Genomic DNA, 26,692 nt, shown 5'->3' with positions numbered 1-26,692 from the left:
CGGCTGCCCCCTCCGGCCGGTCCGCCCTCCGCGCGAGCGGCCGGAGCACGGACCAGGTGCAGGCGTCCACGTTAGGCCGTCACGGGCGCCGCCGTCACCTCGGCCTCCCCTTGACTTTGTCGACTTGACGACACGATCTCGCGGCTGTCCCCAACTTCGTCCATCGCCTGTTTTTGTTTTGTTCTCTCTTTCAAAAGATCCAAGGGCAGTAGCAGTAGTAAGCGGTGTGGATTGTGTGGATGGAGCTCGTTCGCGCAGGTCGGACGGCGCGGCGGCGTGTGGAGAACCGTGGTGGCGGACCTGTGGACGGATCGGGCCGTCCGTGGATGGTTTCGGGCGCCCCCGGATTCGTCCACAGATCGGCCGAGTTGTCCCCATGGTTGTCCCCAGGTGTGGGGTGATCGATCCCCAGGGTCTGGGGGTGCGTGACGGCGGCCGAATCGCCCTACCGAGTGACCGGGCCCTCCTGTGCACAAGATGTGGGCAACCTGGGGAAGCCGCGTGGACAACCGTGTGGATTTCCTGTGGACGGCCTGGGGACGGGATGTGGACCGTCCCGGCATCGTCGCTGGTGGGAGATTCGTTGGCACTGTGGGCAATCCGCCCACACCCTGGGGAAACTTCCTTGTGTACAAACAATTTTCGCGACTTTGCGAAGCGCGCGTACGCGGCTTCGCGTGCTTCGCTGCTTCGCGGGCGTACACAGTCCAAAAACGACTTCGGGGCGTCCACTGTGTATGTGGACGCCCCGAAGTCGTTGGGAAATAAGGGATGTGCTACTGGCGGGCGCGCTGCTTGATGCGCGACGTCAGCTCCTGCACCTGGTCGTAGATGCGCCGGCGCTCGGCCATCTCCTTGCGGATCTTCTTGTCCGCGTGCATGACGGTCGTGTGGTCGCGGCCGCCGAACGTCTGCCCGATCTTCGGCAGCGACATGTCGGTCAGCTCCCGGCAGAGGTACATCGCGATCTGGCGGGCCGTGGCGAGCGCCTTCGTCTTGCCGGGGCCGCACAGGTCGTCCAGCGTCACGTCGAAGAACTCCGCCGTGACGCCCATGATGGTCGGCGCGGTGATCTCCGGCGCGTGCGAGTCCGGGATCAGGTCCCGCAGCACGATCTCGGCGAGGCCGACGTCGACCGGCTGCTGGTTCAGCGACGCGAACGCCGTGACGCGGATCAGCGCGCCCTCGAGTTCCCGGATGTTCGCCTCGACGCGCGAAGCAATGAACTCGAGGACCTCGCCCGGCACCGCCAGCCGGTCCTGCGCCGCCTTCTTCCGGAGGATCGCGATGCGCGTCTCCAGCTCCGGCGGCTGGATGTCGGTGATCAGGCCCCACTCGAACCGTGTCCGCAGCCGGTCCTCCAGCGTTTCGAGGCGCTTCGGCGGGCGGTCGGAGCTGACGACGATCTGCTTGTTCGCGTTGTGGAGGGTGTTGAAGGTGTGGAAGAACTCCTCCTGCGTCCCTTCCTTGCCCTCCAGGAACTGGATGTCGTCGACGAGCAGGATGTCGATGTCGCGGTAGCGGCGCTGGAAGGCGACCTTGCGGTCGTCGCGCAGCGAGTTGATGAAGTCGTTCGTGAACTCTTCGGTCGAGACGTACCGGACGCGCATGCCGGGGAACAGCCGTTGCGCGTAGTGGCCGACCGCGTGCAGCAGGTGCGTCTTGCCGAGCCCGGACTCGCCCCAGATGAAGAGCGGGTTGTACGCGCGGGCCGGTGCTTCGGCGACGGCGACCGCGGCCGCGTGCGCGAAGCGGTTGGACGCGCCGATGACGAACGTGTCGAAGGTGTACTTCTCGTTCAGCTTCGTCTTCGACGTCTGCGGCTGCGCGGGCGCGGTGTACGGCTGGCCGGCGATCGGCTGGCCGGAGAAGGTCGGCCAGATCTCGTGGACGGCGGCGAGCGCCTCGCCCTCTTCGTCCACTTCCTCGTCGGTGTCGTCGCCGTCGTCCGCCTTCGCCGCGACGGCCTGGTGCTGTGGCATCGGCGGCGGCATGGGCGGGGCGGGCTCGGGACGCGGCGGCGGCATCATCGGCGCGCCGTTGGACGGCAGCGGCGCGACGGGTTCGGGACTCGCGCCGTTTTCCACCCGGCCGGGTGACGGCGCATAGCGGGGCGCGGCCGCCGGGGCGACGGCTTCGGCGCTGTCGACCTTCACCGCGAGCGAGATGGCGCGGCCGAGCCGCCGGGAGAGCGCGTCGGTGATCGCGCCGCGCAGCCCGCGTTCGATCGCTTCCTTCGCGAAGTCGCTGGGGGCCGCCAGGAGAGCGGTGCCGTCGAGCAGGCCGATCGGGCGGGTCACGCGCATCCAGGCGCGCTGCTGGGGGGACAGGGTCCCGTCGGACAGTTCGCGTACCACCTGTTCCCAGATGACACCCAGATTGTGCTGGTGCTCCGACACCTGTCTGGCTCCCCTCCCCTCGTCGGCGTGGACGGCCGAGCCGGCCCCGGGACGCCCCGGTCACTCCACCCGGCGATCACAGGAGAACCTGCCCGCTCACTGGCACAGCGAATATCCACATAGTTGTCCACAGCTGTGCACTAATGTACGGCGACCCGCGGCGTCGCCACCTGCGGGCTCGTCGTACGCCGGTGGGCACTCCACCACCCGGATACTCGTGCACCTCGACCGGTGACCCGAGAGGGGCACGCTAACAAGCCCCGCTCGCGGCCACAAGACATCCTGGGCCGCAAGCATTTCACGGTGTACGGCGCGTTGCCATTCGGTGCCGCGGCGTCGACGGTGACCGGCCCGGCGAGCCGGTCGCGTACCGTGGCGGAGGGGGTGGTTACCGGCCGCCCGAGCGGGGTGCGTACCCTCGTAAGGTCTCCCGTATGCGACGGGTGCGTTTCGCGTGCCCACGTTGTCGTCGCTCGCCGTGACGAGGCCACACGTTGGTAGGAGACACCAGAGACTGCCGTGCGCCCGCACGACACGCCAGGCGGGGAGAACTTTCTTTCCGCCCGACGCGAGACACAGGAGAAGCAGTGAGCAAGGGTAAGCGCACCTTCCAGCCGAACAACCGCCGCCGCGCGAAGACCCACGGGTTCCGCCTGCGCATGCGCACCCGCGCCGGCCGGGCCATCCTGGCGGCCCGCCGTCGCAAGGGCCGCGCCGCGCTCTCCGCCTGATCGCCCGCGGTCGAGGCGCGCCGTGCTGCCGGCTGCCGCACGTCTGCGGCGGAGCGAGGACTTCCGCGTGGTTCTCCGTCGCGGGTCCCGGGCAGGCAGGCGCCGCCTCGTCGTCCACGCGCTCACCACGGACCCGTCCGGGGCCGCCGATCCGTCGGCGGCCAGGGCGGGTTTTGTGGTGAGCAAGGCCGTCGGGAACTCGGTGGTCCGCCACCGCGTCACCCGGCGGTTGCGTCATCTCGTTTCGGCAAGGCTCGGAACACTGCCCGCCGGCACTGCGTTGGTCGTACGGGCATTGCCGCCGTCGTCGACCGCGTCCAGCGCCGAGCTCGGAGCCGATCTCGACGCCGCGCTGCGTCGGCTGGGGCTTCTGTCGTCGCGCCGTCCGGCCGGGGATGTCCCCCGCCCGACGCGTCCCGCGGACGCGACCCCCGACCACGGATCAGCGGTGTGACCGGCATGCAAGCCACCCCCGAGCAGGACCACGACCACGACGTCGAGCCCCCGCGGCCCGGTCCCGTCGCCTGGGTCCTGCTGCTCCCCGTCAAGCTCTACCGCAAGGCGATCTCGCCCTTCCTCCCGCCGGCTTGCCGGTTCTATCCGAGCTGCAGCGCGTACGCAGTCGAAGCCCTCACCCGGCACGGTGCCGGCCGCGGCTCCTACCTCGCGCTGCGCCGCCTGCTGCGCTGCGGCCCCTGGACGCCACCCGGCCGCGATCCCGTGCCCGAGACGTTCTCGTGGCGCCACCGCAGACCTGAAACACCGATCGAGGAGTAGCAGCAGTGCTCGATTTCATCTACTACCCCGTGTCCTTCATCCTCTGGTGTTGGCACAAGGTCTTCGGGCTGATCTTCGGGGAAGCCTCGGCGGTCTCCTGGATCCTCGGCATCATCTTCCTGACGTTCACCGTGCGCGGCATCATGTTCAAGCCGTTCGTGAACCAGGTCCGGTCGATGAAGAAGATGCAGGACTTCGCGCCGGAGATGAAGAAGATCCAGAAGAAGTACGCGAACGACCGGCAGCGCCAGGCGCAGGAGATGCAGAAGCTCCAGCGCGAGCACGGCGTCAACCCGCTGGGCAGCTGCCTGCCGATGCTGCTGCAGATCCCGGTGTTCATCGGCCTGAACTGGGTCCTCCGCGCGTTCACGAACAAGCCGCTCGAGCAGAAGAACGAGAACTACTTCTTCAGCAAGCACGACGTCGAGTCCTACGTCAACGCGAAGCTGTTCGGCGTCAACCTCGGCGACGCCATCCACAACAGCATCACCGCGATCGGCGGCACGGGCGCGTCCGGCTGGCACTGGAACGTGCTGCCGGTGGCGCTGCCGCTGATGATCGTCGCGTCGATCGCCACGCACCTCACCGCGCGGCACTCGGTGGCCCGGCAGAACGCCGCGTCGGCCACTCCGCAGACCGCGATCATGAACAAGCTGACGATGTACGTCTTCCCGCTCGGTGTGCTCGTCTTCGGTGCGCTGTTCCCGATCGGCCTGCTCTTCTACTGGCTGGCGAACAACGGCTGGACGCTGATGCAGCAGCGCCTCGTCTACACGAAGATCGACAAGGAAGAGGCGGCCCGCAAGGCGGAGGCCGCGGAGAAGCGCGCGTCGCTCGGCCCGAAGCCGGGCCAGAAGCCGGCCGCGCCGAAGGTCGGCCAGAAGCCGGTCCAGCAGAAGAAGAACCCGGCCACCCAGGGCGGCTCGGCGAAGAAGGTCACGAAGGCCGGTTCGCCGCACGGCTTCGCGCAGACCACCCCGGCCGACGCGAGCGGCCCGAACGGTTCGAAGGACAACGGCACGGGGGTGCCGGGCCTTCTCAAGGACTCGACCAGGAAGTCGGGCCGGAAGCGCCGCTGAGGCGCGACCGGTTCGGAGAGGAGACGAATGATGTCGGAGACGATCGACACGATCGACGCCGATCAGGACGACGTGACCCCGGCAGGCGAGACCGCCGACGCCGCCGAGCAGAAGGCGGGAGGTGCCGACGACGACATCCTCGTGCGGGAGGGCGACATCGCCGGTGACTACCTCGAGCGCCTGCTGGACCTGCTCGACTACGACGGTGACATCGACCTGGACGTGGAAGCCGGCCGCGCGATCGTGAGCATCGACGGCGGCGAGGACCTGGAGAAGCTGGTCGGTCCCCGCGGCACGGTGCTCGAAGCGCTGCAGGAGCTGACCCGCCTGGCGGTCCAGCAGGAGACGGGCTCGCGGAGCCGCCTGATGCTGGACATCGCGGGCTGGCGCGCGGACCGCCGCGAGGAGCTGAAGGAGCTCGGCCGCTCGACGGCGGAGTCGGTCCTGAAGAGCGGCGAGCGCGTGCGGCTGCAGCCGATGAGCCCGTTCGAGCGCAAGGTCGTCCACGACGCGGTGGCGGCGGTCGCCGGCGTGACGAGCGAGAGCGAGGGCGAGGACCCGAAGCGCCGTGTGGTGATCTTCCCGGAGTCCTGAGCTTCACGCACGCAGCGGCCCCACTTGACTCGGTCGGGTGGGGCCGCTTTCTTGTGGGCATGCGACCGCGGCCCGGTGAGGTCCTCGGGCGTAGCGGTCGGAGGCCCACGTCTGGGCGGTCGGCTCGGCCCGGATGCCGGACTACTGGTTCGCGCGCCAGTGCCCGCGGGCGCTGGCGTGGGTGACGCCGGAGACGTCCGAGGTGGACCGCGTGCTCCTGGGCACCCCGCGCATGCACGCGATCGAGTACAGCTGGCTCACAGCGATGCACACCGTCCGGCTGTCCGCGTACCGGTTCCCGGCGTCGTCGTTCCGCTCCTTCGGCGAACACGGTCATGCTGTTGTGGCGACGGAGCCGGTCGAGCCGCTGGGCGCGCCGGAGCCGGTCGGTGATCTGCTCACCCGCACGGGCAGGAACGGCGGCGAACAGCACGCTCGGCTTCAGCGGCATCCGGCTGCGGAACGCGCGGCCGCGCGAATTACACGCGTGATGTTTCACGTGGAACCATCCACGGCGGCGGTCGTCCGAGTGGAGTTGTCCACATCTGCGGACTGTCGGCTCGTTTTCTCTCCGTCATCGGGGACAATCGAGCGAGCACGGTTTCACGTGAAACCGGCGGATGAGGAGTAGACGGAGTGAGCTTGGAGCAGGCGGCGGCGCGAGTGTTCGGTGAGCACGTCGACCAAGCGGCCGGGTACGTCGAACTCCTGGAGCGTCACGGCGTCGAGCGCGGGTTGATCGGGCCGCGGGAAGTCGAGCGGCTGTGGGAGCGGCACGTCCTCAACTCGGCCGTCATCGGGGAGCAGATGCCGGAAGGTGCCCGCGTCGTCGATGTCGGGTCGGGGGCGGGGCTTCCGGGTGTACCGCTGGCGATCGCGCGGCCGGACCTCGATATCGTCTTGCTCGAACCGATGGCCCGCCGGGTGGACTGGCTGGCCGAGGTGGCCGAGAAGCTGGAACTCCCGATCACCATCGTCCGTGGACGCGCGGAGGAGCGGCCTGTGCGTGAGCAGCTCGGTGGCGCCGACATCGTCACCGCTCGCGCGGTCGCCCCGCTCGCCCGGCTCGCGGACTGGTGCCTGCCGTTGGTCCGTCCCGACGGCTTCCTGGTCGCCCTCAAGGGCGCCAGCGCGGCGGACGAGATCGAGCGGGACGGCGCCGCCATCCGCAAGGCAGGCGGGGCCGATCCGCTCATCGTCGAGTGTGGTGCCGCGGTCCTGGAGGTCCCCAGCACGGTTGTGAAGATCCGTCGCCTGCCGTCGAAGACGGTGCCGGGCAAGCCGAAGGCACGGAGCAGGAAGCGCTAGCGGGTCGCGATGTTCCACGTGAAACAAAGCGACTCGACCACCGACCAGACGTCTACATGGAGGAGGTGTCGAGACCGGTGAATCCCCCGCCGTCCGACTCCACGGAGACCACCCCCGACGTGGGCTGGACCCCGATCGCCGAAGAAGCCGCCCGCGCCGCGCGTCTGCTGCACCCCAAGGAGGGGGAACTCCCCCGCCCCGGCCGCCGCCGCGTGCTGACCGTCGCCAACCAGAAGGGCGGCGTCGGCAAGACCACCAGCACGGTCAACCTCGCCGCCGCGCTCGCGCTCCACGGGCTCAAGACGCTCGTCGTCGACCTCGACCCGCAGGGCAACGCCAGCACCGCGCTCGACGTCGACCACCGCTCCGGGACGCCGTCCATCTACGAGGTCCTCATCGGCGAGGTGACGCTCGCGGACGCCGCCCAGCCGACCGAGCAGTCGCCCAACCTCTTCTGCGTCCCGGCGACGATCGACCTCGCCGGTGCCGAGATCGAACTCGTCTCGATGGCCTCGCGCGAGTCCCGGCTCAAGGAGGCGATCTCCTCGGAGATCCTCAACGAGATCGGCGTCGACTACGTCTTCATCGACTGCCCGCCGTCGCTCGGCCTCCTCACGGTCAACGCGATGGTCGCCGCGCAGGAGGTGCTCATCCCCATCCAGTGCGAGTACTACGCGCTCGAAGGTCTCGGGCAGCTGCTGAGCAACATCGAGCTCGTGCAGCAGCACCTCAACCGCGAACTCCACGTCTCGACGATCCTCCTCACCATGTACGACGGCCGCACCAAGCTGGCCGACCAGGTGACGAACGAGGTCCGCAACCACTTCGGCGACACCGTCCTCAAGACCGTCATCCCGCGCAGCGTGAAGGTGTCCGAGGCGCCCGGGTACGGCCAGACCGTGCTCGCCTACGATCCCGGTTCGCGGGGCGCGATGAGCTACGTCGACGCGGCCAAGGAGATCGCCGAGCGCGGCGCACAGCTGGAGAGGGGTAGTACGCCATGACCGAGCGTCGAGGAGGGCTGGGGCGCGGCCTCGCCGCGTTGATCCCGACCGGACCCGCCGGTGGCGGTCCCCTGCCCGCGCCCGGCGACGCGGCGGCCGACAAGAAGGCGGCCGACGACAAGGGCTGGTTCGCGGCCAACGGCGCGGCGAAGTCGCACAGCGGCGAGGTCGCCGGCGCCGTCTACCGCGAGATCCCGGTCAGCTCGATCAAGCCCAACCCGAAGCAGCCGCGCCAGGTCTTCGACGAGGACGCGCTCGCCGAACTCGAGCACTCGATCCGCGAGTTCGGGCTCATGCAGCCCATCGTGGTCCGCGAACTCGGCAACGACGAGTACGAGCTCGTCATGGGCGAGCGGCGGCTGCGGGCGTCGCAGCAGGCGGAGCTCGAAGCGATCCCGGCGATCGTCCGGCAGACCGCCGACGAGTCCATGCTGCGCGACGCGCTCCTGGAGAACATCCACCGCGTCCAGCTGAATCCGCTCGAAGAGGCGGCGGCCTACCAGCAGCTGCTCGACGAGTTCGCCGTCACCCACGAGGAACTGGCGAGCCGCATCGGCCGCAGCCGCCCGGTCATCACCAACACGATCCGGCTCCTCAAGCTCCCCCTGCCGGTGCAGCGCCGGGTCGCCGCGGGCGTCCTGTCCGCCGGGCACGCGCGCGCGTTGCTGTCGCTGGAGGACGCCGAGAGCCAGGAGGAGCTGGCCGCCCGCATCGTCGCGGAAGGCATGTCGGTCCGGGCGACCGAGGAAGCCGTCACGCTCAAGAAGAGCGAGAAGCCGGCCAAGCCGAAGCCCGCTCCCCGCAAGCCGATCCAGGCACCCGGGTTGCAGGAACTCGCGAACCGGCTTTCGGACACGTTCGACACCCGCGTGAAGGTCGATCTCGGCCGCCGCAAGGGCCGGATCGTCCTCGAGTTCGGCTCGGTCGACGACCTCGAGCGGATCGTGTCGATCATCGACGCGAACACGGCAAATCGGACACAGGAATCCGATTAGGGATCACCCCAGGGTGTTTCGTCACGGTGATGATTGCGCATCGGAGCCGCCGGACACACAGATGGTGATCATGCGAAAAGGCCGCCACGGAAGCTCCGAGGCGGCCTTTCGACTGGGAAGAGTCAGCGGGAAATCGCGCGCGCGATCAGGTCGGCGAACACGGTGCCGAGCGAGCGGCCCGCCGCTTCGATCGCCATCGGGACCGTCGACGTCTCGGTGAGCCCCGGCGACGGGTTCACTTCGAGGAAGTACACCGTGCCGTCCGCCGTCACGACCGCGTCGGTGCGGGAGATGTCCCGCAGCCCGAGGACGCGGTGGACCGCGACGGCCAGCTCGGCCACCGCCTTGGCCGCGTTGTCGTCGAGCCGGGCCGGGGTGAAGAAGTCCGTCAGGCCGGCCGTGTAGCGGGCCGTGTAGTCGTACACGCCGCTCTCCGGGACGATCTCGACCGCCGGGAGGGCCTCGGGCCCGTCCTCGCCCTCGACGACCGTCACGGCCACCTCGACGCCGTCCACGAACCGCTCGGCCAGCACCGTGTCGCCGTAGGCGAAGCAGCCGACCATCGCCGCCGGCAGTTCGCTCGCCTCGCGGACCACCTGGGTGCCCAGCGCCGAGCCACCCTGGTCGGGCTTGAGGATCAGCGGGAGGCCGAGGCGCTCCACCATCGCGTCGAGCACCGCCTGGGCGCCCAGCTCGCGGAACGTGCTGTGCGGCAGGACGACCCAGCCCGGCGTCGAGAAGCCGGCGTTCTGCAGCAGCGCCTTCGCGGTCGGCTTGTCCCACGCGCGGCGGCAGCCCTGCGAGCCGGTGCCGACGAACGGCACGTCCAGCATCTCCAGCACGGTCTGCACCGAGCCGTTCTCGCCCTCGCCGCCGTGCAGCGCGACGACCACCGCGTCCGGGCGCTGCGTGCGCAGCCGCTCCAGCAGGCCCGCGTCGGTGTCCCACTCCTCGATGCCGAAGCCTTCGGACTTCAGCGCCGCGGACAGCCGCCGCCCCGACCTCAGCGAGACGTCACGTTCGTGCGAGAGACCGCCGGCGAGCACGGCAACGGTACGGTCGACCACCGTGGAAACTCCTTAGGGGAAAGAAGAACTAGACCGTGTCCGGGGACGGCGTCTGCGGCCCCTGGATCTGGCGCGCGCTCACGTTACCGAAGGTGCGGGCGAGGTCCATCTCGGACTCCAGCACGGCCGCCAGCCGCCGGACGCCCTCGCGGATCCGCTCCGGCGTCGGGTAGCAGTAGGACAGCCGCATCTGGCGGCTGCCGAAACCGTCGGCGTAGAAACCCGTTCCGGACGCGTACGCCACGCGGGCGGTCACCGCGCGCGGCAGCATCGCCTTCGTGTCGACGCCCTCCGGCACCGTCACCCAGACGTAGAAGCCGCCGTCCGGCTTGGTCCACGAGCAGCCGGGGGGCAGGTACTGGTCGAGCGCGGACAGGATCGCGTCGCGCCGGTCGCGGTAGTTCTCGCGGAACTTCTTGATCTGGCCCTTCCAGTCGTGGGTGGCCAGGTAGCGCGACACGATCAGCTGGTTGAACGTCGGCGGGCACAGCGTCGCCGACTCCGCGGCCAGGACGAGCTTCTCGCGCACCGCGTGCGGCGCCAGCACCCAGCCGACGCGCAGGCCGGAGGCGAACGTCTTGGAGAACGAGCCGAGGTACACGACGTTGTCCGGGTCGGTCGACCGCAGCGCCGGGTACGTCTGGCCGTCGAAGCCGAGCAACCCGTACGGGTTGTCTTCGACGACCAGGACGCCGTGCTCGCGGCAGATCTCGAGGATCTCCGCGCGGCGCTCGACGGCCAGCGTGACGCCGGCCGGGTTGTGGAAGTTCGGGATCGTGTAGAGGAACTTGACCCGGCGGCCGGCCTTCTCGGTCCGGTCGAGCGCTTCGCGCAGCAGCTCCGGCACCAGGCCGTTGTCGTCCATCGCCACGTGCACGACCTGCGCCTGGTACGCGGCGAACGAGCCCAGCGCGCCGACGTAGGAGGGCCCTTCGGCGATCACCACGTCACCCGGGTCGCAGAACAGCCGCGTGACCATGTCCAGGCCCATCTGGGAGCCGACGGTCACCACGACGTCGTCCGGGTGCGCCTTGATGCCCTCCAGCGCCATGATTTCGCAGATCTGCTCGCGCAGCACGGGGACGCCGTGCGCCGAGCCGTACTGCAGGGCCACCAGGCCGTCTTCGGCGATGATCTCCGCGACCTGCGCCGACAGCGTGTCGAGCGGGAGCGCCGCCAGGTTCGGCATGCCGCCGGCGAGCGAAACCACCTCCGGCCGGCTGGCCACCGCGAACAGCGCCCGGATCTCGGAGGCGGTCATCCCCGCGGTGCGCGCGGCGTACCGCTCGAGGTGCGGGTCGAGATTCTGGCGGCCGCTGTGCGGCTTGCTGGGGCGGTTTTCGGTCATCGACGATCACCCAGTGCTCGGTTGACAGATTCCTTCGAGTGTAACCGTGCACCCATCGGGACCCCCTGGCCTTCCGGTGCTTGTCACATCGGCCTATCCTCGACCGTGGCTCCCGTGTTCGTGCTGCGGTTTCGCGCGGCTTGACGACCGGGCGGCCGGTCGGGAGCAGCAGGTCAGGGAGGTCACGGGTGTCGCGTCGCGTCGTGGGCGTCACACTGGACAACCTCGAACATCTGCCCAAGAGCTGTCGCCGGTGCGTGTACTGGGAGCTCGCCCCGCACCTGAAGAACCAGGCCGAGGAGTTCGGCGCGACCGAGGTCGAGAAGGAAGCCTGGGTGTCGAGCGTGCTGCTCGAGTGGGGTTCCTGCGGCCGCATCGTCTACAGCGACACGCTGCCGGTCGGGTTCGTGCTCTACGCCCCGCCGAACGCCGTCCCGCGCGCGCTGGCCTTCCCGACGTCGCCGCCGAGCGCCGACGCCGTCCTGCTGACCGCGTTCCAGGTGCTGCCCGAGTTCCGCGGTGGCGGGCTCGGCCGGATGCTGGTGCAGGCCGTCGCCAAGGACCTCACCAAACGCGGGGTGCGCGCGATCGAGGCGTTCGGCGACGCCCGGCCCGACGAGCCGGACCCCGACGGCGGGCACAGCTGCGTGCTGCCCGCGGCGTTCCTGCAGAGCGTCGGGTTCAAGACCGTCCGCCCGCACCAGAAGTGGCCGCGGCTGCGGCTGGAGCTGCGCTCGGCGATCACCTGGAAGGAAGACGTCGAGGCGGCGCTGGAGCGGCTGCTCGGCCAGGTGACGATCACCACGGCCGAGCCGAGCCTCGGCCGCGCCTGACCCTCTCCGCAAACGTTTGCGACCTGTGTTCCGGCACGCCGGACACAGGTGTGCACAACTGTGGAAGAAGTGCCGAGTTATCCACAGAGCGCTGATAGGAGCGGTGGAAAACCTGTGGATGACTGCCCGCAAACCTGGGGACGCGGCGATCGCGTCCCCAGGGATGGTGGGTCAGGTGAAGGTGAGCCGCTAGGGGTTGTGGTCGGCCCTATTCGGCCTTCGCGAGCTCGTGCGCGAGGACGTCGGCGAACGTGAACGTGCCCGTCGGCTGGTCGCCCTCGCCGAGCAGGTACAGGCGCTTGACGGCGATCAGGATGCCCTCGGCGACGATGTCGCGGAACGCCGGGTCGGCGAGCTTGCGGGCGTCGTCCGGGTTTGTCAGGTAGCCGATCTCGACCCGGACCGCGGGGCAGCGGGTGCGGGTGAAGATCTCCCACGTCTTGTAGTGCGTGCGGCAGTCCAGCATGCCCGTGCGGGCCGCGACCTCGCGCTGGATGAAGCCGGCCAGCAGCTCACCGACCGTCGACGTCGTGCCGTTGCCGGTGCCGAAGTGGAAGCTCGCGATGCCCTGGGCCCGCGGCGAGCGGTTGCCGTCGCTGTGCAGGGACAGGAACAGGTCCGCCCCCGCGTCGTTGGCGAACTTCGCGCGCTCCAGCTCGGTCGGGCTGTGGTTCGGGCCGCGGGAGATCAGGGCCTCCATGCCGGTGGCCTTCATCCGGCCTTCGAGGCGGCGCGCGAGGTCCCACGCGATGTCGGCCTCACGCAGCCCGCCGGCGACCACGCCGAGGTCGTCGCCGCCGTGGCCGGGGTCGATCACGATGCGCTTGCCCCGCAGCCGCGGCCCCGCCTGGCGCACCTGCTCCTGCTCGCGCAGGAAGACGGGACGGCCGCCGCGGGCCCGCGGCGAGGACAGGCGGTGCAGCTCGCGGATGGTCGCCGGGCCGCACACGCCGTCCGGCGTCAGGCGCATGTCGCGCTGGAACGTCTTGAGGGCGCGCTCGGTCTGCGGGCCGAAGTAACCGTCGGGGCGGCCGGCGTCGAAGCCGAGCTCGGTGAGCCGCTCCTGGAGCGTGAAGACGTCGTCGCCGTGCACCGGCGAGGAGATCAGGTAGGACAGCGGGCGGCTGCCCAGGTGGTAGCTGGCGCCCTTGAGCGCCTGGAACGTGGCCGGACCCACGACGCCGTCGGTGATCAGCCCACGGCGCTGCTGGAAGGCACGGACGGCGTGCTCGACGGCGACGTCGAACGTGCCGTAGTCGTCGGTACCGGTGACCGGCGGGAGCAGGTCCATCCCGGCCAGGATGGACCTGATCTCGGCGACGTCCGGACCGGCGTCACCGCGGCGGAGTACCCGCATGCACTCCTCGCTCTTCCTAAGGCACCGATTCGGGGGTTCGGTGCGTGGCAGGACTTCGGGAAAACCTTCGCTGGGCGAGCCCAGGTCCTCTATTGTGCCCTGCCAACTCTCGGTGACAGCGCAGGCCCGGTTGGTCAGTCAAGGACCCGTTGGTGGAGTACCCACGGTGGCTGTCGTCACGCTCGATTCACCCACGCGGGGCAGAATCGCCCGAACGAGCAAAGAACCCGGGGCCCACGGGAGGATTCCCGCAGGCCCCGGGTTCGTCAGGCTCGATCGGCTCAGAGGACGTCGGCGAGGTCCGACAGCAGCGCGGCCTTCGGCTTGGCGCCGACGATCTGCTTCACCGGCTTGCCACCCTGGAACAGGATCAGGGTCGGGATGGACATCACCTGGTAGTCACGCGGCGTGTTCGGGTTCTCGTCGATGTCGATCTTGGCGATCGTCAGCTTGTCCCCCTTCTCCGCCGCGATCTCCTCGAGCACCGGGGCGACCATCTTGCACGGGCCGCACCAGGTGGCCCAGAAGTCGACGAGAACCGGCTTCTCGCTGGTCAGGACCTCGTCGACGAACGTCGCGTCGGTCACCTTCACGGTGTTGGACATGGTTTCTCCTTCAGGTGGTTGTACGCCGGAAAGTCAGTTGGTGCCCGCGCCGTAGCCGCCGCCGACCAGCTCGGCCGCTTCGTGCGCCTCGGACTCGCCGTGCTCGGCCAGCCATCGTTCCGCGTCGATCGCCGCGCTGCACCCGGAACCCGCGGCGGTGATCGCCTGCCGGTAGGTGCGGTCGACCAGGTCGCCCGCCGCGAAGACGCCGTCGAGGTTCGTGTACGACGTCTTGCCCTTGGTGATGACGTAGCCGTCCTCGTCCAGGTCGACCTGCCCCTTCACCAGCTGGCTGCGCGGGTCGTGGCCGATCGCCACGAAGAAGCCGGACACGTCCAGGGTCGACTCGGAGCCGTCCTTGGTGTCCTTCAGCCGCAGGCCCTCGACCTTGCCGTCGCCGAGCACCTCGGTGATCTGCGAGTTCAGCTGCCACTTGATCTTCTCGTTGGCGCGGGCGCGCTCGAGCATGATCTTCGAGGCGCGGAACTCGTCGCGCCGGTGGACGATCGTGACGGACTTCGCGAACTTCGTCAGGAAGGTCGCCTCCTCCATCGCCGAGTCGCCACCGCCGGCGACCACGATGTCGTGGTCGCGGAAGAAGAAGCCGTCACAGGTCGCACAGGCCGACACACCGCGGCCGAGCAGCTCCTGCTCGCCCGGCACGTTCAGGTACCGCGCCGCCGCACCCATGGCGAGGATCACCGCGCGGGCGGCGTAGCGCTTGCCGTTCGCGTGGACGTACTTGACGTCCCCGGTCAGCTCCAGCGACTCGACGTCCTCCGCACGCAGCTCGGCGCCGAAGCGCTCGGCCTGCTTGCGCATCTCCTCCATCAGGTCCGGACCCATGATCCCGTCGCGGAACCCGGGGAAGTTCTCGACCTCGGTCGTCGTCATCAGCGCGCCGCCGAACTGCGTGCCCTCGAACACCAGCGGTTCAAGCTGGGCCCGCGCCGCGTAGACGGCAGCGGTGTATCCGGCAGGACCCGACCCGACGATGATCAGGTTCCTGATTTCCTCGGCAGCCACCCGTGACCTCCGCTCGTAGTGACCCGTGTACCAGGCTCAACACGATCGTAGGTGGCCATGTTCCCGCTCGTGACAGCCGCTACTTCTCCCCGACGACCTTGTCGAACAACACAGCAGGGTTGCCTGGTCCGCAGTCCGCGCCGAAGGCCACCAGCCGGAACTGGGCGAGCTTGCCGGTGGTCAGGATGATCATCACCCCGGCCTTGCCGCCGACGTTCACCGGGCGGATGCCCTCCGGCCGCACCTTCGGGTCCAGTCCGGCGGCCGCGATGCATGCGTCCAGGCGGTCCTCGTTCTGCAGCGGGCCGAAGTCGCGGACGCCGATCGCCTTGCCGACCAGGGCCTGCGCGCCGCTGCCGTCGCTGCCGACGGTCGGGCCCGAAGGCGCCGGCGCGGCGACGTTCGGGGTGCCGCTCTGCTGGGAGGTGTCCGGGATCGCGACCGTCACCGCGACGACCGCCGCCGCGGCCGCGGTCAGGACGCCGGCGGCCCAGCCGAGCCGCTTGTTCCGGCGGCGCCGGGCCGCCGCGAGGTCCACCACCGGGGCGTCCGGTGGTGCCGCAGCGGCCTGTTGCGCGGCCGGAAAGCGGGCCGCTGCTTCGGCGGCCAGCGCCGCGTCCAGCCGGGCCGCGTACTCGGCGGGCATCGGCGGGGCGGGCACGTCGGCGAGCGAGGCCAGGTCGGCCTGCGTCGCGTCCAGGGCGTCCAGGATCGCCCTGGCCTCCGGATCGGCGTTGACCAGCGGCCACAGCTCGGCCGCCTGCGCGTCGTCCAGGACGCCGGCGTGGAGGTCGGCGAGCACGTCGACAGACCAGGGCGGACCGACGGTCCCCCCGATCCCCCGGCTTTCGTCCGTCATCGTCCCTCCCCGTTACCCGGCAGGCGCCCGGTGCGTTTGCTTTCGTGAGTTGGGACGTTCGCAATCGCATCGGGGTTCCGCAGGTGCCCGAGAACCTTCGCGAGTTTTCCGCGGCCCCGCGCGCACCGGCTCTTCACCGTGCCTTCGGCGATGCCGAGCAGCTTCGCCGTCTCCGCGACGGAGTATCCCTCGACGTCGACCAGCACGATCGGGGCACGCTGCTCCTCGGGCAGCTGGTCGAGCGCCTCGCGCACGAGCAGGCTGGTCTCCCGCTCGGCCATCGAGTCGCGCGGGGTCGCCGGCTCGTTGAAGCCCGTCTCCGGCAGCGGCACGGTCGGGCGCGCCTGGCGGCGGCGGATCCGGTCGAGGCAGGCGTTCACCACGATCCGGTGCAGCCACGTCGTGACCTGCGACTCCGCTCTGAAGTTCCCGGCCGCGCGGAACGCCGAGATGAACGCGTCCTGCAACGCGTCGGCGGCCTCCTCCGGGTCGCGGACCGTGCGCAGGGCCACCGCCCACATCCGGTCGCGATGGCGCTGGACGAGTTCGCTGAACGCATGAGGGTCCCCCGCGGCGTGAGCCGCTATCAGATCCGCATCCGTGGGAGCTGCAGCTGTCACCCGGCAGAGCCTACTGACCCTGTCGGGTGCGTCACCCCGCAGGCAGGAAGGACAGGTCACCGATTTCGGTCATGTACTGCCCGTCCGCCTCGCTCAGCTGGGTGATCCAGATGATGAAGTACTCACCCTGCGTCGGCTGGGCCAGCGGGATCGTCGTCTCGCCGTTCGTCAGGTCGCCGTTGCCGACCACCTTCGTGTCGGCCAGGTCCGGGTTCTTCTCGGTGGCCGAGCGGATCTCCACCTTCGTGCCCGCCGTGCCGCCGACGACCTTCACCTGGCTGAGCGTGATCGGGTCCGGGAAGGTGACGACCAGCCCGACGCCCGGCTTGATGGTCGGGAACTGCTGCCGGTACTTCTCGGTCCGCCAGACCGTGCCCGGGTTCCCGTCGATCGCGTACTTCGCCCGCCCGGTGTTGTCGCCCTTGCCCTCGGGGTTGTAGACGGCCACCGACTGCGGGGCCACCGGGGCACCCACGGCAGGCGACGACGGCGGCGGCGCGGCCGGCGACGAAGGCGGCGCCGAACTGGCGGCCTGGCTCGACGCCGGCGGCGCGGCGACGTTGATGGTCGGCCCGCTCGCCTTGGAGTCGCCCTGGACGACGTTGATCAGCATCAGCCCGCCCCAGGCGAGGATGACGACGGTGGCGACCACCAGCACGGTGACGCCCAGCGCGAGCTTGCGCCGCCGGGCGACGTCCTTGACCGGCTTCTTCGTCGTCCAGACCGCGCCGTCGGGCTCCGCGGGGTCGCCGCCGACGGCCTTGATCAGCTGGGTGCGCTCCTCCGCCTCGGCCACCTGGTCGAGCACGCGGAGGATGGCCGCGCTGGTGCGGATGCCGCCGTTGCCGCCGTCCTCGATCGTGCGCACGGCCAGCGACGACAGGTCGGCCGGGACGCTCGGCACCAGCTGGCGCGGCGGGACGATCCGGCCCTGCGGTGTCGTCGGCGCGGCCGGGATCGCGGGCGGGCCGCCGGGCAGCGCCCAGCGGCCGGTCAGCAGCAGGTACAGGACCGCGCCGAGCGCCTTGACGTCGTCACGCAGCGTCGCCTCCGGCAGCGGGCCGGGGAACGCGAGCTTGAGCGCGCCGTTCGGGGTCAGCCGCAGGCGCTGGGGGTGGTCGAGGCCGAGCACGAGCCCGTTCTGGTGCGCCTGCTCGACGGCTTCGGCCAGCGCCTGCACCATCCGCGCGGCCGCGGCGGGGGCCACCGGCCGCTGCGCGACGAGGTCGACCAGGTCGCTGCCCTTGGTCCACTCCGCGACGACGACGCCGAGCAGTCCCTCACTGGACGTCACGCCGCTGCCGAGGCTGAGGACGTCGAGCACGCGGGCGACGCCGCCGTGGCCGAACTTCGACGCGTGCGTCGCGCGTTCGAGGGTGCGGCGGGCCAGGCGCGCGGCTTCCGGGTCGGCCGGGTCGCCGACCAGCAGGGTCAGGGCGACGTCCCGCTTCAGCTGCCCGTCGCGGGCGCGCCAGAGGTGCGCGTCGCCCCGCTCGTCGACGCCGAACTGCGCGAGGAGGCGGTAGCGGCCGTCGCCGACCACGCGCCCGGGGGCCAGCGATCCGACCTGGGCCTTGCCCACGTGGTTCGCACCCCCCGCCTGTTCGCTCCGCCTCGTGTCCACCCGCACTCTCCCGTTAGCTCCCCGCACCGAGGGTACCCAGAATACGACGCGGGAGTCGTCGCCTTCCGTACCGGAATCGTTACCCGCGCTTGATCAACCGGGTGAACCTGGACGTGGCCGGCTTCAGCTCTTCCACCTTCAGCGCCATGAGCACGCCGAACGAGACGACGATCCCGACCACGCTCTGCAGGAGAAGCTTCGCCCATGCCCCCAAAGTCGGCCCGAACGAGTCCGGCACGATCTTGCCCGCCACCCACGCGGCCCCGACCCCGAGGACGCTCGCGACGACCGTGAAGAGAATCACGCCGATCACCCGCTTGCTCCGCAGGTTGCCCAGCGTCACCCAGAGCCACACCTGGCCGAGGATCGCGCCGACCACGAACGTCAGCGCGTTGACCATCATGACGCCGAGCACGACGTTGTCCGGCGCCAGCAGCACCGGGCACAGGTACAGCAGCGGCACCTTGACCAGCGTCATCACGATCATGATCAGCGTCGGCGTCCGCGCGTCCTTCATCGCGTAGAACACGCGCATCTGCAGCATCACCAGCGCGTACGGCAGCAGCGCGAACGCCGAGATGGCCAGCGCGTCGCCGAGCCGCTCGGCCGTCTCGATCGTGCCCTTGCCGAAGGTGAACAGCGCGATCCCGATCGAGCCGCCGACCACGGTCATCACCGCGGAGATCGGGACGAGCATCACCGTCGAGATCCGGGACGCGTACGACAGGTCGCCGATCAGCTTCTTGTGGTCGCCGTCGGCGGCCGCGCGGCTCATCCGCGGCATGATCGCCGTCAGCAGCGAGACGCCGATGACGCCGTACGGCAGCTGGAAGAGCAGCCAGGCGTTGCTGTACGCGGTCACGCCACCGGGCGAGCCGCTGGTCAGCACGCGCGTGTTGATCGTGTAGCCGATCTGGGACACCGCGACGTAGCCGAGGATCCACAGCGCGAGGCCGCCGAACTCCTTCATCTGCTTGTCGATGCCCCAGCGCCACTTGAACCGGAAGCCCGACCGCAGCAGCGGCGGCACCAGCAGCAGCGCCTGGGCGACGATGCCACCGCTGACGCCGATGCCCAGCGTCAGCACCTTCGGGTCGGTGATCGACACGTTCTGGGTGTCGATGTCCCCCGGCATGATCCAGACGACCAGGATCGTGAAGATGACGACCAGGTTGTTGATCACCGGCGCCCACGCGGTCGGCCCGAAGATCTGCTTGGCGTTGAGCACCGCCGAGAGCAGCGCGAACACGCCGTAGAAGAAGATCTCCGGCAGCAGCAGGTAGGCGAACGCCGTGGTCAGCGCCGGGCTCGCCTTGCCGGACGAGTCGACATAGAGACTCGTGAACGCCGGCGCGGCGATCACCGCCACCACCGTGCCGACCAGCAGCAGCGTGAACGCCACCGTGATGAGCCGCTGCGTGTAGGCCGTCCCGCCGTCGGGGTCGTCCTGCGAGCGGACCAGCAGCGGCACCACCACGCTGGCGAGGACGCCACCCATCAGCAGCTCGAAGATGATGTTCGGCATCGTGTTGGCGACGTTGAACGAGTCGTTCGCGATGCCCTGGCCGATCGCGCCGACCAGCAGCAGCTTCCACAGGAAGCCGGTGATCCGGCTGATCAGCGACGCGATCGCCATCCGCCCGGACGCCTTCGCCAGCGACGGCGCCTTGGCCGGGGCCTCGGTGACCTCCCCGTCGGGGCGCGGCTTGACCAGCGGCCCCTTGAGCGCCGGCATGACCTGGGTGGCCAGCGCGTCGTACGGCCGCATGACATCCGGGTCGGCGACCGGCCACCGCGAGTTCATCGGCACACCGGCGGTCCGCGGGATGAAGCGGGTGGCTTCGGGATCCGGCGGCCGCTGAGCCTCCTCCTGCCACGGCCGGATCGGCGCCGGGCGGCGCGCGCCCCGGCCGCGAGGAGGCACGGGAGTGCCGGGCGGCGGAGTACCGGGGGGTGCGGGCGTGCCCGGCGGCGGGGTCACCGGCGGGCTGGGCTGCGGGAGCCGCCCCGTGTGCGGAACCGGGCCCGGCTGCGGGCCGCCCTGCGGCGGCAGCGGCTGCGGGCCACTGGGCGGCGGCACGGGTGGCACGGGCTGGACGCGGGTGGGTGCCGGACCACCGGCGGCGCGCGGCGGCTGCCCGCCCCGAGGCGGGGGCTGCTGCGGCGGAAGACCGGGCGGCGGGACGCGACCCGGCGGCCGTTCCTCGCGGAGAGCGCGGTCGTCGCGGGGCCGGTCGCCATGGGGGGCACGGTCGTCGTGCGGAGCCCGGTCGTCGCGGGGCCAGTCGCGTGGCCGGTCGCCACGGGCACGGTCGTCCCGGGGGCGCTCGTCGTGCGGGACCCGGTCGTCGCGGGGCCGGTCGCTTCGGAGGGCGCGGTCGTCGCGGGGCCGCTCGTCGTGCGGCCAGTCGCCTCGGGGCGCGCGGTCGTCGCGCGGTGGCACGTCGTCCCGCGCCGGGCGATCGCCACGGGGAGCCCGACCGTCGCGGGGCGGGGCGTCGTCCCGTGCGGGGCGCGGGCCTCGGGCAGGAGCGTCATCCCGCGAACGGCGCTGGCGGTCGTCCGCGGGTGGGCGGACCGGGCGCTGGTCGCGGACCGTCGCGTCGTCCGGGGGCGGCATCTGGCGCGGGTGGCCGTTGCGGGGTGGCTGGCGGCGGCCGCGCTCCGGGGGGACCGGGGGTGGCTGCTGCTGCGGGGGCGGCTGGCGGCGGACCGGCTGCGCGGCTCGCCCGTCACCCCGTTTCGGGGGCGGGGCGCCTTCGCGCCGAGGACGACTCGCACGCTCGGGTGGTAAGCCCGGCTCTCTCTCCAACGCGTGCCCAATCCTCGGTGCTCGTTCCGGTGCCGCGGCCCGGTGCCGCGCACGTGCGGACCAAGGGTAATCGCGAACCGCCCGGAACACCCGAAGGCCGGGAGATCAGTCCACGACGTCGCGGCCCGCGCGGGCCTCCTGCAGCCGCCGGTAGATGCGCCGCGAGGCGAGCAGAAGAAGCGCCACACCTGCGGCGACGGTCGCGATGATGGTGATCGCGCCGTACTCGGTGGACGTCAGCTCGAAGCGGGCGGATGACCCGAGCGGGGTACCGGCTGGGGTGCTCAAGGACACATCGACGCTGAACCGGCCCGCCCGCAGCGCCTCCACCGGCAGGAGGTAGTTCTTGCCGCCGCTGGCGGGCAGGAACCAGTCCTTCGCCTCCTCCGGGCGCAGGCCCGTGTTGTTGTTCAGGACGAACCGGGCGTTGATGCCGACCGGGAGGTCGTTGCTCACGTACACCGGCAGCGGCGAGTTGCCGGACGCCAGCGCGATCGTCTGCTTCGGCTGCGAAACGGTCACCCGCCCGCTGATCGCCGCCAGCTCCGCTTGGGCGTTCGTGGTCGCCGCGTCCGCGGGCAGGCCCCGCCACGCCGTCGACGCGCCCCGCAGCTCCGCCAGCCGGACCGGCTCGACGACGGTGTCCGGCTTCACCCGCTTGGTCGGGTCGAGCTGCATGGCCGAGGCCAGGTCGGTGGCCTGGTCGTCGACGCCGGACAGCGTCGCGACGACGTTCTCGTCGATGCCCGCCGGGTCCTGGCCGCCGTCGTCGACCACGGTGGGGCCCGCCGGGTCGGCGGCCAGCAGCGCCGGCAGCCCGGTCGGGGTGACCAGGCCCGTGCTCAGGAAGGTGCCGACCTGGCTCAGGTACGTGGTCAGCTCGGCGGGCGAGGCGTCCCAGCGCCGCGGCGGCGCCACCAGGAGGTGGTCCGGCCGCTGCTGCCCGGCCGTCTGGCCGAGCCCGGCGCGGAAGGCCAGCGCGCCGAGACCGTTCTGGCCGGCGACCGCCCGCTCGGTCGAGGCGGGCACCGTGACCGAGTCCGGCACGGTCGGGACGCCGGTCAGCGCCGCCGAGATCAGCGAGTCGGTCGGCTGGAGGCGGACGCTGCTGCCCTGCACGGTGACGCCGCCGCCGGCCGCCGCCGGCGCGATCTTGCCCGCGTCGGTGACGACGGTGCGGACGCCGGCGTCGGCGAGTGCCGCCAGCACCGTTGCGCTCGGTGCGCCGTCCGGCCACAGCACGCCCGTCTGCGGGGTCACGCCTGCCAGCTGCTGGATGACCGCGCCGCCGGTGACCGCCCGGGTGAGCAGGCCCTGGTCGCCGGGGTGGACGCGGGTGAGCGCGTCGAGATCGGCGTCGGCGAACGGCAGCGCCACCACGCACCGGCCGCCGACCAGGGAACGCAGCGAAGCCAGCCACGTCTTCGCCGCCTCGGCGCCCTTGCCGTCGATGTTCCCCGCGTCGGTGTGGACGAGGTAGCCGCGGCTCATCGCGTCGACCGTGGCGAGCAGGTCCGGGTCGAGCGCGAAGCACATCGACCTGGCGAGGTCGGAGTTGCTCCGCACGGCCGACGCGGCCGCGGTGACCAGCGCGTTCAGCCGTCCGTCGCCGCTGATCTCGGCAGCCATCCGGTCGTCGGCCAGCACCAGCGGGCTGCCGTACGGCGCGGCGTAGACGTGCGGGACGTTGCTGGTCAGCGGCCACAGCAGGGTCATGCTCGGCGCGCCGCCGCGGCTGGTGGACTGCTTGCCGGGCGGGGTCAGCACCGGCATCAGCATGCTCACCGCGCCGAGCCGGGCGGGCCCGCCGAACTCCGGCGTGCCGTTGACGTTCACCAGCAGCGGGTAGACGCCGGGGCGGGCGAACCGGTCCGCGCGGGGGCCGGTCAGGTTCACCGTCACGTTCAGCGGCGCGCTCTGCCCTGGCGCGAGCGCGTCCGCGATCGAGGTGAACTCGGTCAGCGGAGTGTCCTTGACGACCGCGCCGGACAGGACGTCGTTGATCCCGCGTTCGCTCGTCGCGCGGTCGCCGACCTGCAGCCGCACCTGCGGCCGGGTGACCTTGCGGTCGCCGATGTTGGTCACCGTGCCCGCGACGGTCAGCGTCGTCGTCGCGCCGGTGATCACCCGCGGCGCGAGTTCCGCCAGGTCGACGCGCAGGCGGGCACCCGCTTCGGCGTGGGCGGCCGGGGCGCCGGTGAGGGCGGGGACGCCCAGGAAGAGGACGGAAAGGAAGGCTGCGGCGAACCGCTTCACTCGGGGGCTCCCTCGGGGGCGTGCTCGTCTCGTCCGTGGACGTCCGGGCGCGCGAAAAGTTCCTTGGCCTTCCGGACGAGCTTGCGCTCGTCGGAGTAGGCGAGTTTGGTCTCCAGCTCGGCCAGCGGGATCCAGGCCACCTCGGTGACCTCGACGTCTTCGTCGGACAGCTCACCGCCGAACGCTTCGAGCACGAAGTGGTGCACGGTCTTGTGGATGCGCCGCTTCTCGGCCACGAACCAGTAGTCGATGGTGCCCAGCGGCTGCAGCACGCGCGCGGAGATGCCGGTCTCCTCCTTCACCTCGCGCACGGCCGTCTGTTCCACCGTCTCACCGTCCTCGATGTGGCCCTTGGGCAGCGACCACAGCAGTCTGCCGTGCCGGTCGAGCCGGCCGATCAGCACCGCCTGTTCGCGCTCGGCGTCCACCACGAGGCCGCCGGCCGACGTCTCGTCGACCGTGGTCAGGCGCCTGCCGCGCTGCCGCCTGCGCCGCCTGCGCGGCTTCGAGGCGCCGGGGCGGCCGGCTGATCCAGACATGCTGCGATGCTAGAGCAAACGGTTGCCCCGGTAGGCTGGCTCTCCGTGTCCGTGTCCGGCGGTGCCCGAGGTAATCGCACCTGGAACGTAGTGGGATTTTCGTGAACGACGTGGTCGACGCGCAGGTCGTGGAGCTGATGCGGCTCTCGCCGCTGGCGGAAGAGCTGGCGGAACGGTTCGCCAGGGCGGGCCACCGCCTCTACCTGGTGGGCGGCAGCGTGCGTGACGCGCTGCTCGGCCGGCGCTCCGGCGACCTCGACTTCACCACCGACGCGCGGCCGGACCGGGTGCTGAAGATCGTCAGCGAGTGGGGCGACGCCGTCTGGGACGTCGGGATCGCGTTCGGCACGGTCGGCGTGACGAAGAAGGGCATGCAGCTCGAGATCACGACGTTCCGCGCCGACACCTACGACCGCGTCGGCCGCAACCCCGAGGTCACCTTCGGCGACAGCATCGAGGGCGACCTGCTGCGCCGCGACTTCACGGTGAACGCGATGGCCGTCGAGCTGGCGTCGAAGACGTTCATCGACCCGCACGACGGGCTGACCGCGCTGCGCGAGAAGGTCCTGGACACGCCGGCGACGCCGCAGGAGTCGTTCGCCGACGACCCGCTGCGGATGCTGCGTGCCGCCCGGTTCGCCGCTCAGCTCGGCTTCGCCGCCGCGCCGCGGGTGGTCGACGCGATGACGTCGATGGCGGAGGAGATCGACCGGATCACCGCCGAGCGCGTCCAGGCCGAGCTGGCCAAGCTGCTGCTCGCCGACGACCCGCGGCCGGGCCTGGAGCTGCTGGTCGACACCGGGCTGGCCGACCGGGTGCTGCCCGAGGTGCCCGGCATGCGGCTGGCGATCGACGAGCACCACCAGCACAAGGACGTCTACCAGCACTCCCTGACCGTGCTGGCGCAGGCGATCGAGCTGGAGAAGACGCACGAGCCGACGTCGGAGCCGGACCTGATCCTGCGGCTGGCGGCGCTGCTGCACGACGTCGGCAAGCCGGCGACCCGGGAGTTCCAGCCCGGCGGCGGCGTGAGCTTCCACCACCACGAGGTGGTCGGCGCGCGGATGGCCCGCAAACGTTTGCGGGCGCTGAAGTTCTCCAAGGAGATCGTCGACGACGTCTCCCAGCTCGTGTTCCTCCACCTGCGGTTCCACGGCTACGGCAAGGGCGAGTGGACGGACTCGGCGGTCCGCCGGTACGTCACCGACGCCGGCCACCTGCTGACCCGGCTGCACAAGCTGGTCCGGGCCGACTGCACCACCCGCAACCGCCGGAAGGCGGCCGCGCTGCAGGCGACCTACGACGACCTCGAAGCCCGGATCGCCGCGCTCAAGGCCAAGGAGGACCTCGACCGCGTGCGGCCGGACCTCAACGGCGAGCAGATCATGGAGCTGCTCGGCCTGAAGCCGGGGCCGGACGTCGGCAAGGCGTGGAAGTTCCTCAAGGAGCTGCGGCTGGACCGCGGCCCGCTGGAGCACGACGAGGCCGTGGCCGAGCTGAAGAAGTGGGCCGCGGAAAACGGCGTCGGGAACGCGTGAGGCGTGGCCGGCGGGGGCAGCTTCCTGGTGGCGCTGCTGAAGCGCGGCGCCCCCGCGATCGCCACCGCCACCAGTGAGCTGCCCGACGAGATCGCCGACCCGGCGCCGATGCACGCGCTCCGGCGGATCGCGCGGATGTCCGGGCCGATCGACCCGGCCGAGCGCGACGGCCTGCTGCTGCGCGCCACCCGGTACGTCGTGCTCATCCCGCTGGCCTACCGGCTGCTCGCGGTGCCCGGCCAGTTCGGCGTCTACGTCTTCGAGCAGGGCACGACCGGGCTGCTGCCGGTCGGGGTGTTCACGCTGCTGTCGGTGGCGCTGAACGTCATCGGCTTCCGCTGGATGTTCCGCTCGGCGCCCTACCGCGGGCGCAACGCCGGACGGCTGCTGGCCGTCGACCTGGCCTTCACCGTGCTGTCGCCGCTGGTCCTGGCGCTGACCGTGCCCGCGGAGGGGTACTTCGACGCGCTCGCGGTCAGCAGCGTCCACCTCTTCGGCGAGGCCGGGCTGCTGACGCTCGCCCTCGGCGTTCCCAGCGGCCTGGTGTTCGGGCTGCTCAGCTTCCCGCTGCGGATGCTGGCCAACCGGCTCAACACCGGCGAGTTCCACGTCGCCGAGGCGTTCTCGACGTACTCGGTGCTGCTCGCGGAGCTGTTCCTGGCCACCGCCGCGCTGGTGCTGACCGGGCTGGGCACGCGGCTGGCCCTGGCCTACGGCACCCGCAACGGACGGCTCGCCGAGCGTGCCCGCCAGCACCGGATGCTGCACGACACCGTGCTGCAGACGCTGGAGGCGATGGCGCTGACCAGCACGGCCAACGCCGAGGAGCGGCTGGTCGAGATCCAGCGGCTCGCGCGGGCGCAGGCCATGCAGATCCGGCAGACGATCGAGTCGGCGAAGGCCGAGCGGGCCGAAGCGGGTGCCCGCCCGCTGGGCGAGAAGCTCGCCGCGCTGGCCGCCGAGATGGCCCGCGACGGGCTGCGGGCCCAGCTCGTGGTCGCGGAGCTGGACGACGACACGCTCTCGGAGGTCCGGCAGATCGCCATCCGCGACGCCGTGCGCGAAGCCCTGCGGAACACGATGAAGCACTCCGGCACCGACCGGGTCGTGGTCCGCGTCGAGGAGCGCGACGGCGGCATCGCGGTGATCACCCGCGACCACGGCAGCGGCTTCGACAAGGCCGAGCGGCCCGCCGGGTTCGGCATCAGCGAGTCGATCACCGCCCGGCTGGCCGAGGTCGGCGGGACGTCCAAGGTCGAGTCGGGCCTGCCTGGCGGCGGCACGCGGGTGACGTTGTGGGTGCCCTTCTGATATGCCCGGA

General features: G+C 71.0%; 25 protein-coding genes. 13 read left to right on the top strand and 12 right to left on the bottom strand.

Going from position 1 to position 26,692, the window contains the following annotated elements; translation table 11 throughout:
- Positions 1-776: 776 nt before the first annotated feature.
- Positions 777-2,399 (bottom strand): chromosomal replication initiator protein DnaA, encoded by a 1,623-nt coding sequence (gene dnaA, locus ABJI51_RS19555; RefSeq protein ID WP_348952488.1) that lies wholly within the window; start codon positions 2,397-2,399, stop codon positions 777-779.
- A gap of 587 nt (positions 2,400-2,986) precedes the next feature.
- Here dnaA and rpmH point away from each other — a divergent pair.
- The 9 genes from rpmH to ABJI51_RS19510 all read left to right on the top strand — a co-directional run bounded on the left by rpmH (position 2,987) and on the right by ABJI51_RS19510 (position 8,887).
- The gene (gene rpmH, locus ABJI51_RS19550; protein ID WP_043787046.1) at positions 2,987-3,130 is read left to right on the top strand and encodes a 50S ribosomal protein L34; all 144 of its coding nucleotides are present in this window, start codon (positions 2,987-2,989) and stop codon (positions 3,128-3,130) included.
- 22 nt (positions 3,131-3,152) lie between these two features.
- Positions 3,153-3,584: a ribonuclease P protein component gene (gene rnpA, locus ABJI51_RS19545; protein ID WP_348952487.1), complete on the top strand. Its 432-nt coding sequence runs from the start codon at positions 3,153-3,155 to the stop codon at positions 3,582-3,584.
- Between the two features lie 5 nt (positions 3,585-3,589).
- Positions 3,590-3,907: a membrane protein insertion efficiency factor YidD gene (yidD, locus tag ABJI51_RS19540; RefSeq protein WP_348953034.1), complete on the top strand. Its 318-nt coding sequence runs from the start codon at positions 3,590-3,592 to the stop codon at positions 3,905-3,907.
- 5 nt (positions 3,908-3,912) lie between these two features.
- Entirely contained in the window at positions 3,913-4,986 is a 1,074-nt protein-coding gene (gene yidC, locus ABJI51_RS19535) for a membrane protein insertase YidC (protein ID WP_348952486.1), read from the top strand.
- 30 nt (positions 4,987-5,016) lie between these two features.
- Positions 5,017-5,580, top strand: a complete 564-nt coding sequence (locus ABJI51_RS19530; RefSeq protein WP_348952485.1) for a Jag family protein — start codon at positions 5,017-5,019, stop codon at positions 5,578-5,580.
- Positions 5,581-5,713: 133 nt separating this feature from the next.
- Complete coding sequence (locus tag ABJI51_RS19525; RefSeq protein ID WP_348952484.1) at positions 5,714-6,211, top strand: DUF6886 family protein; 498 nt, start codon at positions 5,714-5,716, stop codon at positions 6,209-6,211.
- 5 nt (positions 6,212-6,216) lie between these two features.
- Positions 6,217-6,888 (top strand): 16S rRNA (guanine(527)-N(7))-methyltransferase RsmG, encoded by a 672-nt coding sequence (gene rsmG, locus ABJI51_RS19520; protein WP_348952483.1) that lies wholly within the window; start codon positions 6,217-6,219, stop codon positions 6,886-6,888.
- Positions 6,889-6,965: 77 nt separating this feature from the next.
- Entirely contained in the window at positions 6,966-7,892 is a 927-nt protein-coding gene (locus ABJI51_RS19515) for a ParA family protein (protein WP_431605641.1), read from the top strand.
- Positions 7,889-8,887: a ParB/RepB/Spo0J family partition protein gene (locus ABJI51_RS19510; RefSeq protein WP_348952481.1), complete on the top strand. Its 999-nt coding sequence runs from the start codon at positions 7,889-7,891 to the stop codon at positions 8,885-8,887. The genes ABJI51_RS19515 and ABJI51_RS19510 overlap by 4 nt, the downstream gene beginning before the upstream one ends.
- Before the next feature lie 122 nt (positions 8,888-9,009).
- On the opposite strand, the gene ABJI51_RS19505 is transcribed toward ABJI51_RS19510, so the two are convergent.
- Entirely contained in the window at positions 9,010-9,954 is a 945-nt protein-coding gene (locus tag ABJI51_RS19505; protein WP_348952480.1) for a D-alanine--D-alanine ligase family protein, read from the bottom strand.
- Positions 9,955-9,982: 28 nt separating this feature from the next.
- Entirely contained in the window at positions 9,983-11,302 is a 1,320-nt protein-coding gene (locus ABJI51_RS19500; RefSeq protein WP_348952479.1) for an aminotransferase-like domain-containing protein, read from the bottom strand.
- Positions 11,303-11,490: 188 nt separating this feature from the next.
- On the opposite strand from ABJI51_RS19500, the gene ABJI51_RS19495 reads away from it, so the two are divergent.
- Positions 11,491-12,135 (top strand): GNAT family N-acetyltransferase, encoded by a 645-nt coding sequence (locus ABJI51_RS19495; protein WP_348952478.1) that lies wholly within the window; start codon positions 11,491-11,493, stop codon positions 12,133-12,135.
- A 208-nt stretch (positions 12,136-12,343) separates the two neighbouring features.
- On the opposite strand, the gene ABJI51_RS19490 is transcribed toward ABJI51_RS19495, so the two are convergent.
- From ABJI51_RS19490 to murJ, 7 genes are all read right to left on the bottom strand, one after another.
- Positions 12,344-13,492: an N-acetylmuramoyl-L-alanine amidase gene (locus tag ABJI51_RS19490; RefSeq protein WP_348952477.1), complete on the bottom strand. Its 1,149-nt coding sequence runs from the start codon at positions 13,490-13,492 to the stop codon at positions 12,344-12,346.
- A 281-nt stretch (positions 13,493-13,773) separates the two neighbouring features.
- Positions 13,774-14,097: a thioredoxin gene (gene trxA, locus ABJI51_RS19485; protein ID WP_093945794.1), complete on the bottom strand. Its 324-nt coding sequence runs from the start codon at positions 14,095-14,097 to the stop codon at positions 13,774-13,776.
- 33 nt (positions 14,098-14,130) lie between these two features.
- Complete coding sequence (gene trxB, locus ABJI51_RS19480) at positions 14,131-15,123, bottom strand: thioredoxin-disulfide reductase (RefSeq protein ID WP_348952476.1); 993 nt, start codon at positions 15,121-15,123, stop codon at positions 14,131-14,133.
- Between the two features lie 79 nt (positions 15,124-15,202).
- Positions 15,203-15,982, bottom strand: a complete 780-nt coding sequence (locus ABJI51_RS19475) for a hypothetical protein (protein ID WP_348952475.1) — start codon at positions 15,980-15,982, stop codon at positions 15,203-15,205.
- Positions 15,979-16,602, bottom strand: a complete 624-nt coding sequence (gene sigM / locus ABJI51_RS19470; protein WP_348952474.1) for an RNA polymerase sigma factor SigM — start codon at positions 16,600-16,602, stop codon at positions 15,979-15,981. The genes ABJI51_RS19475 and sigM overlap by 4 nt, the downstream gene beginning before the upstream one ends.
- 31 nt (positions 16,603-16,633) lie before the next feature.
- Positions 16,634-18,226: a protein kinase family protein gene (locus tag ABJI51_RS19465; RefSeq protein ID WP_431605640.1), complete on the bottom strand. Its 1,593-nt coding sequence runs from the start codon at positions 18,224-18,226 to the stop codon at positions 16,634-16,636.
- 79 nt (positions 18,227-18,305) lie between these two features.
- Positions 18,306-20,111, bottom strand: coding sequence for a murein biosynthesis integral membrane protein MurJ (gene murJ / locus ABJI51_RS19460; RefSeq protein WP_431605646.1), 1,806 nt, complete (start codon positions 20,109-20,111; stop codon positions 18,306-18,308).
- Between the two features lie 126 nt (positions 20,112-20,237).
- Here murJ and ABJI51_RS19455 point away from each other — a divergent pair, with 126 nt between their 5' ends.
- Positions 20,238-21,020, top strand: coding sequence for a hypothetical protein (locus tag ABJI51_RS19455; RefSeq protein WP_348952471.1), 783 nt, complete (start codon positions 20,238-20,240; stop codon positions 21,018-21,020).
- A 123-nt stretch (positions 21,021-21,143) separates the two neighbouring features.
- Here ABJI51_RS19455 and ABJI51_RS19450 read toward each other — a convergent pair whose 3' ends face one another.
- Complete coding sequence (locus tag ABJI51_RS19450) at positions 21,144-23,294, bottom strand: DUF6049 family protein (RefSeq protein ID WP_348952470.1); 2,151 nt, start codon at positions 23,292-23,294, stop codon at positions 21,144-21,146.
- On the bottom strand, positions 23,291-23,833 hold the full coding sequence (locus ABJI51_RS19445; RefSeq protein ID WP_348952469.1) for an NUDIX hydrolase: 543 nt from the start codon (positions 23,831-23,833) through the stop codon (positions 23,291-23,293). Before ABJI51_RS19445 ends, ABJI51_RS19450 begins: the two co-directional genes overlap by 4 nt.
- Before the next feature lie 101 nt (positions 23,834-23,934).
- Here ABJI51_RS19445 and ABJI51_RS19440 point away from each other — a divergent pair, with 101 nt between their 5' ends.
- Positions 23,935-25,371 (top strand): CCA tRNA nucleotidyltransferase, encoded by a 1,437-nt coding sequence (locus tag ABJI51_RS19440; RefSeq protein WP_348952468.1) that lies wholly within the window; start codon positions 23,935-23,937, stop codon positions 25,369-25,371.
- A gap of 3 nt (positions 25,372-25,374) precedes the next feature.
- Entirely contained in the window at positions 25,375-26,682 is a 1,308-nt protein-coding gene (locus tag ABJI51_RS19435) for a sensor histidine kinase (protein ID WP_348952467.1), read from the top strand.
- Positions 26,683-26,692: the final 10 nt, after the last annotated feature.

This window comes from Amycolatopsis melonis (assembly GCF_040064235.1).
Taxonomy (GTDB): domain Bacteria; phylum Actinomycetota; class Actinomycetes; order Mycobacteriales; family Pseudonocardiaceae; genus Amycolatopsis; species Amycolatopsis melonis.
Note: the sequence above shows the minus strand (reverse complement) of the source record. Positions and strands in the feature narration are given on the sequence as shown.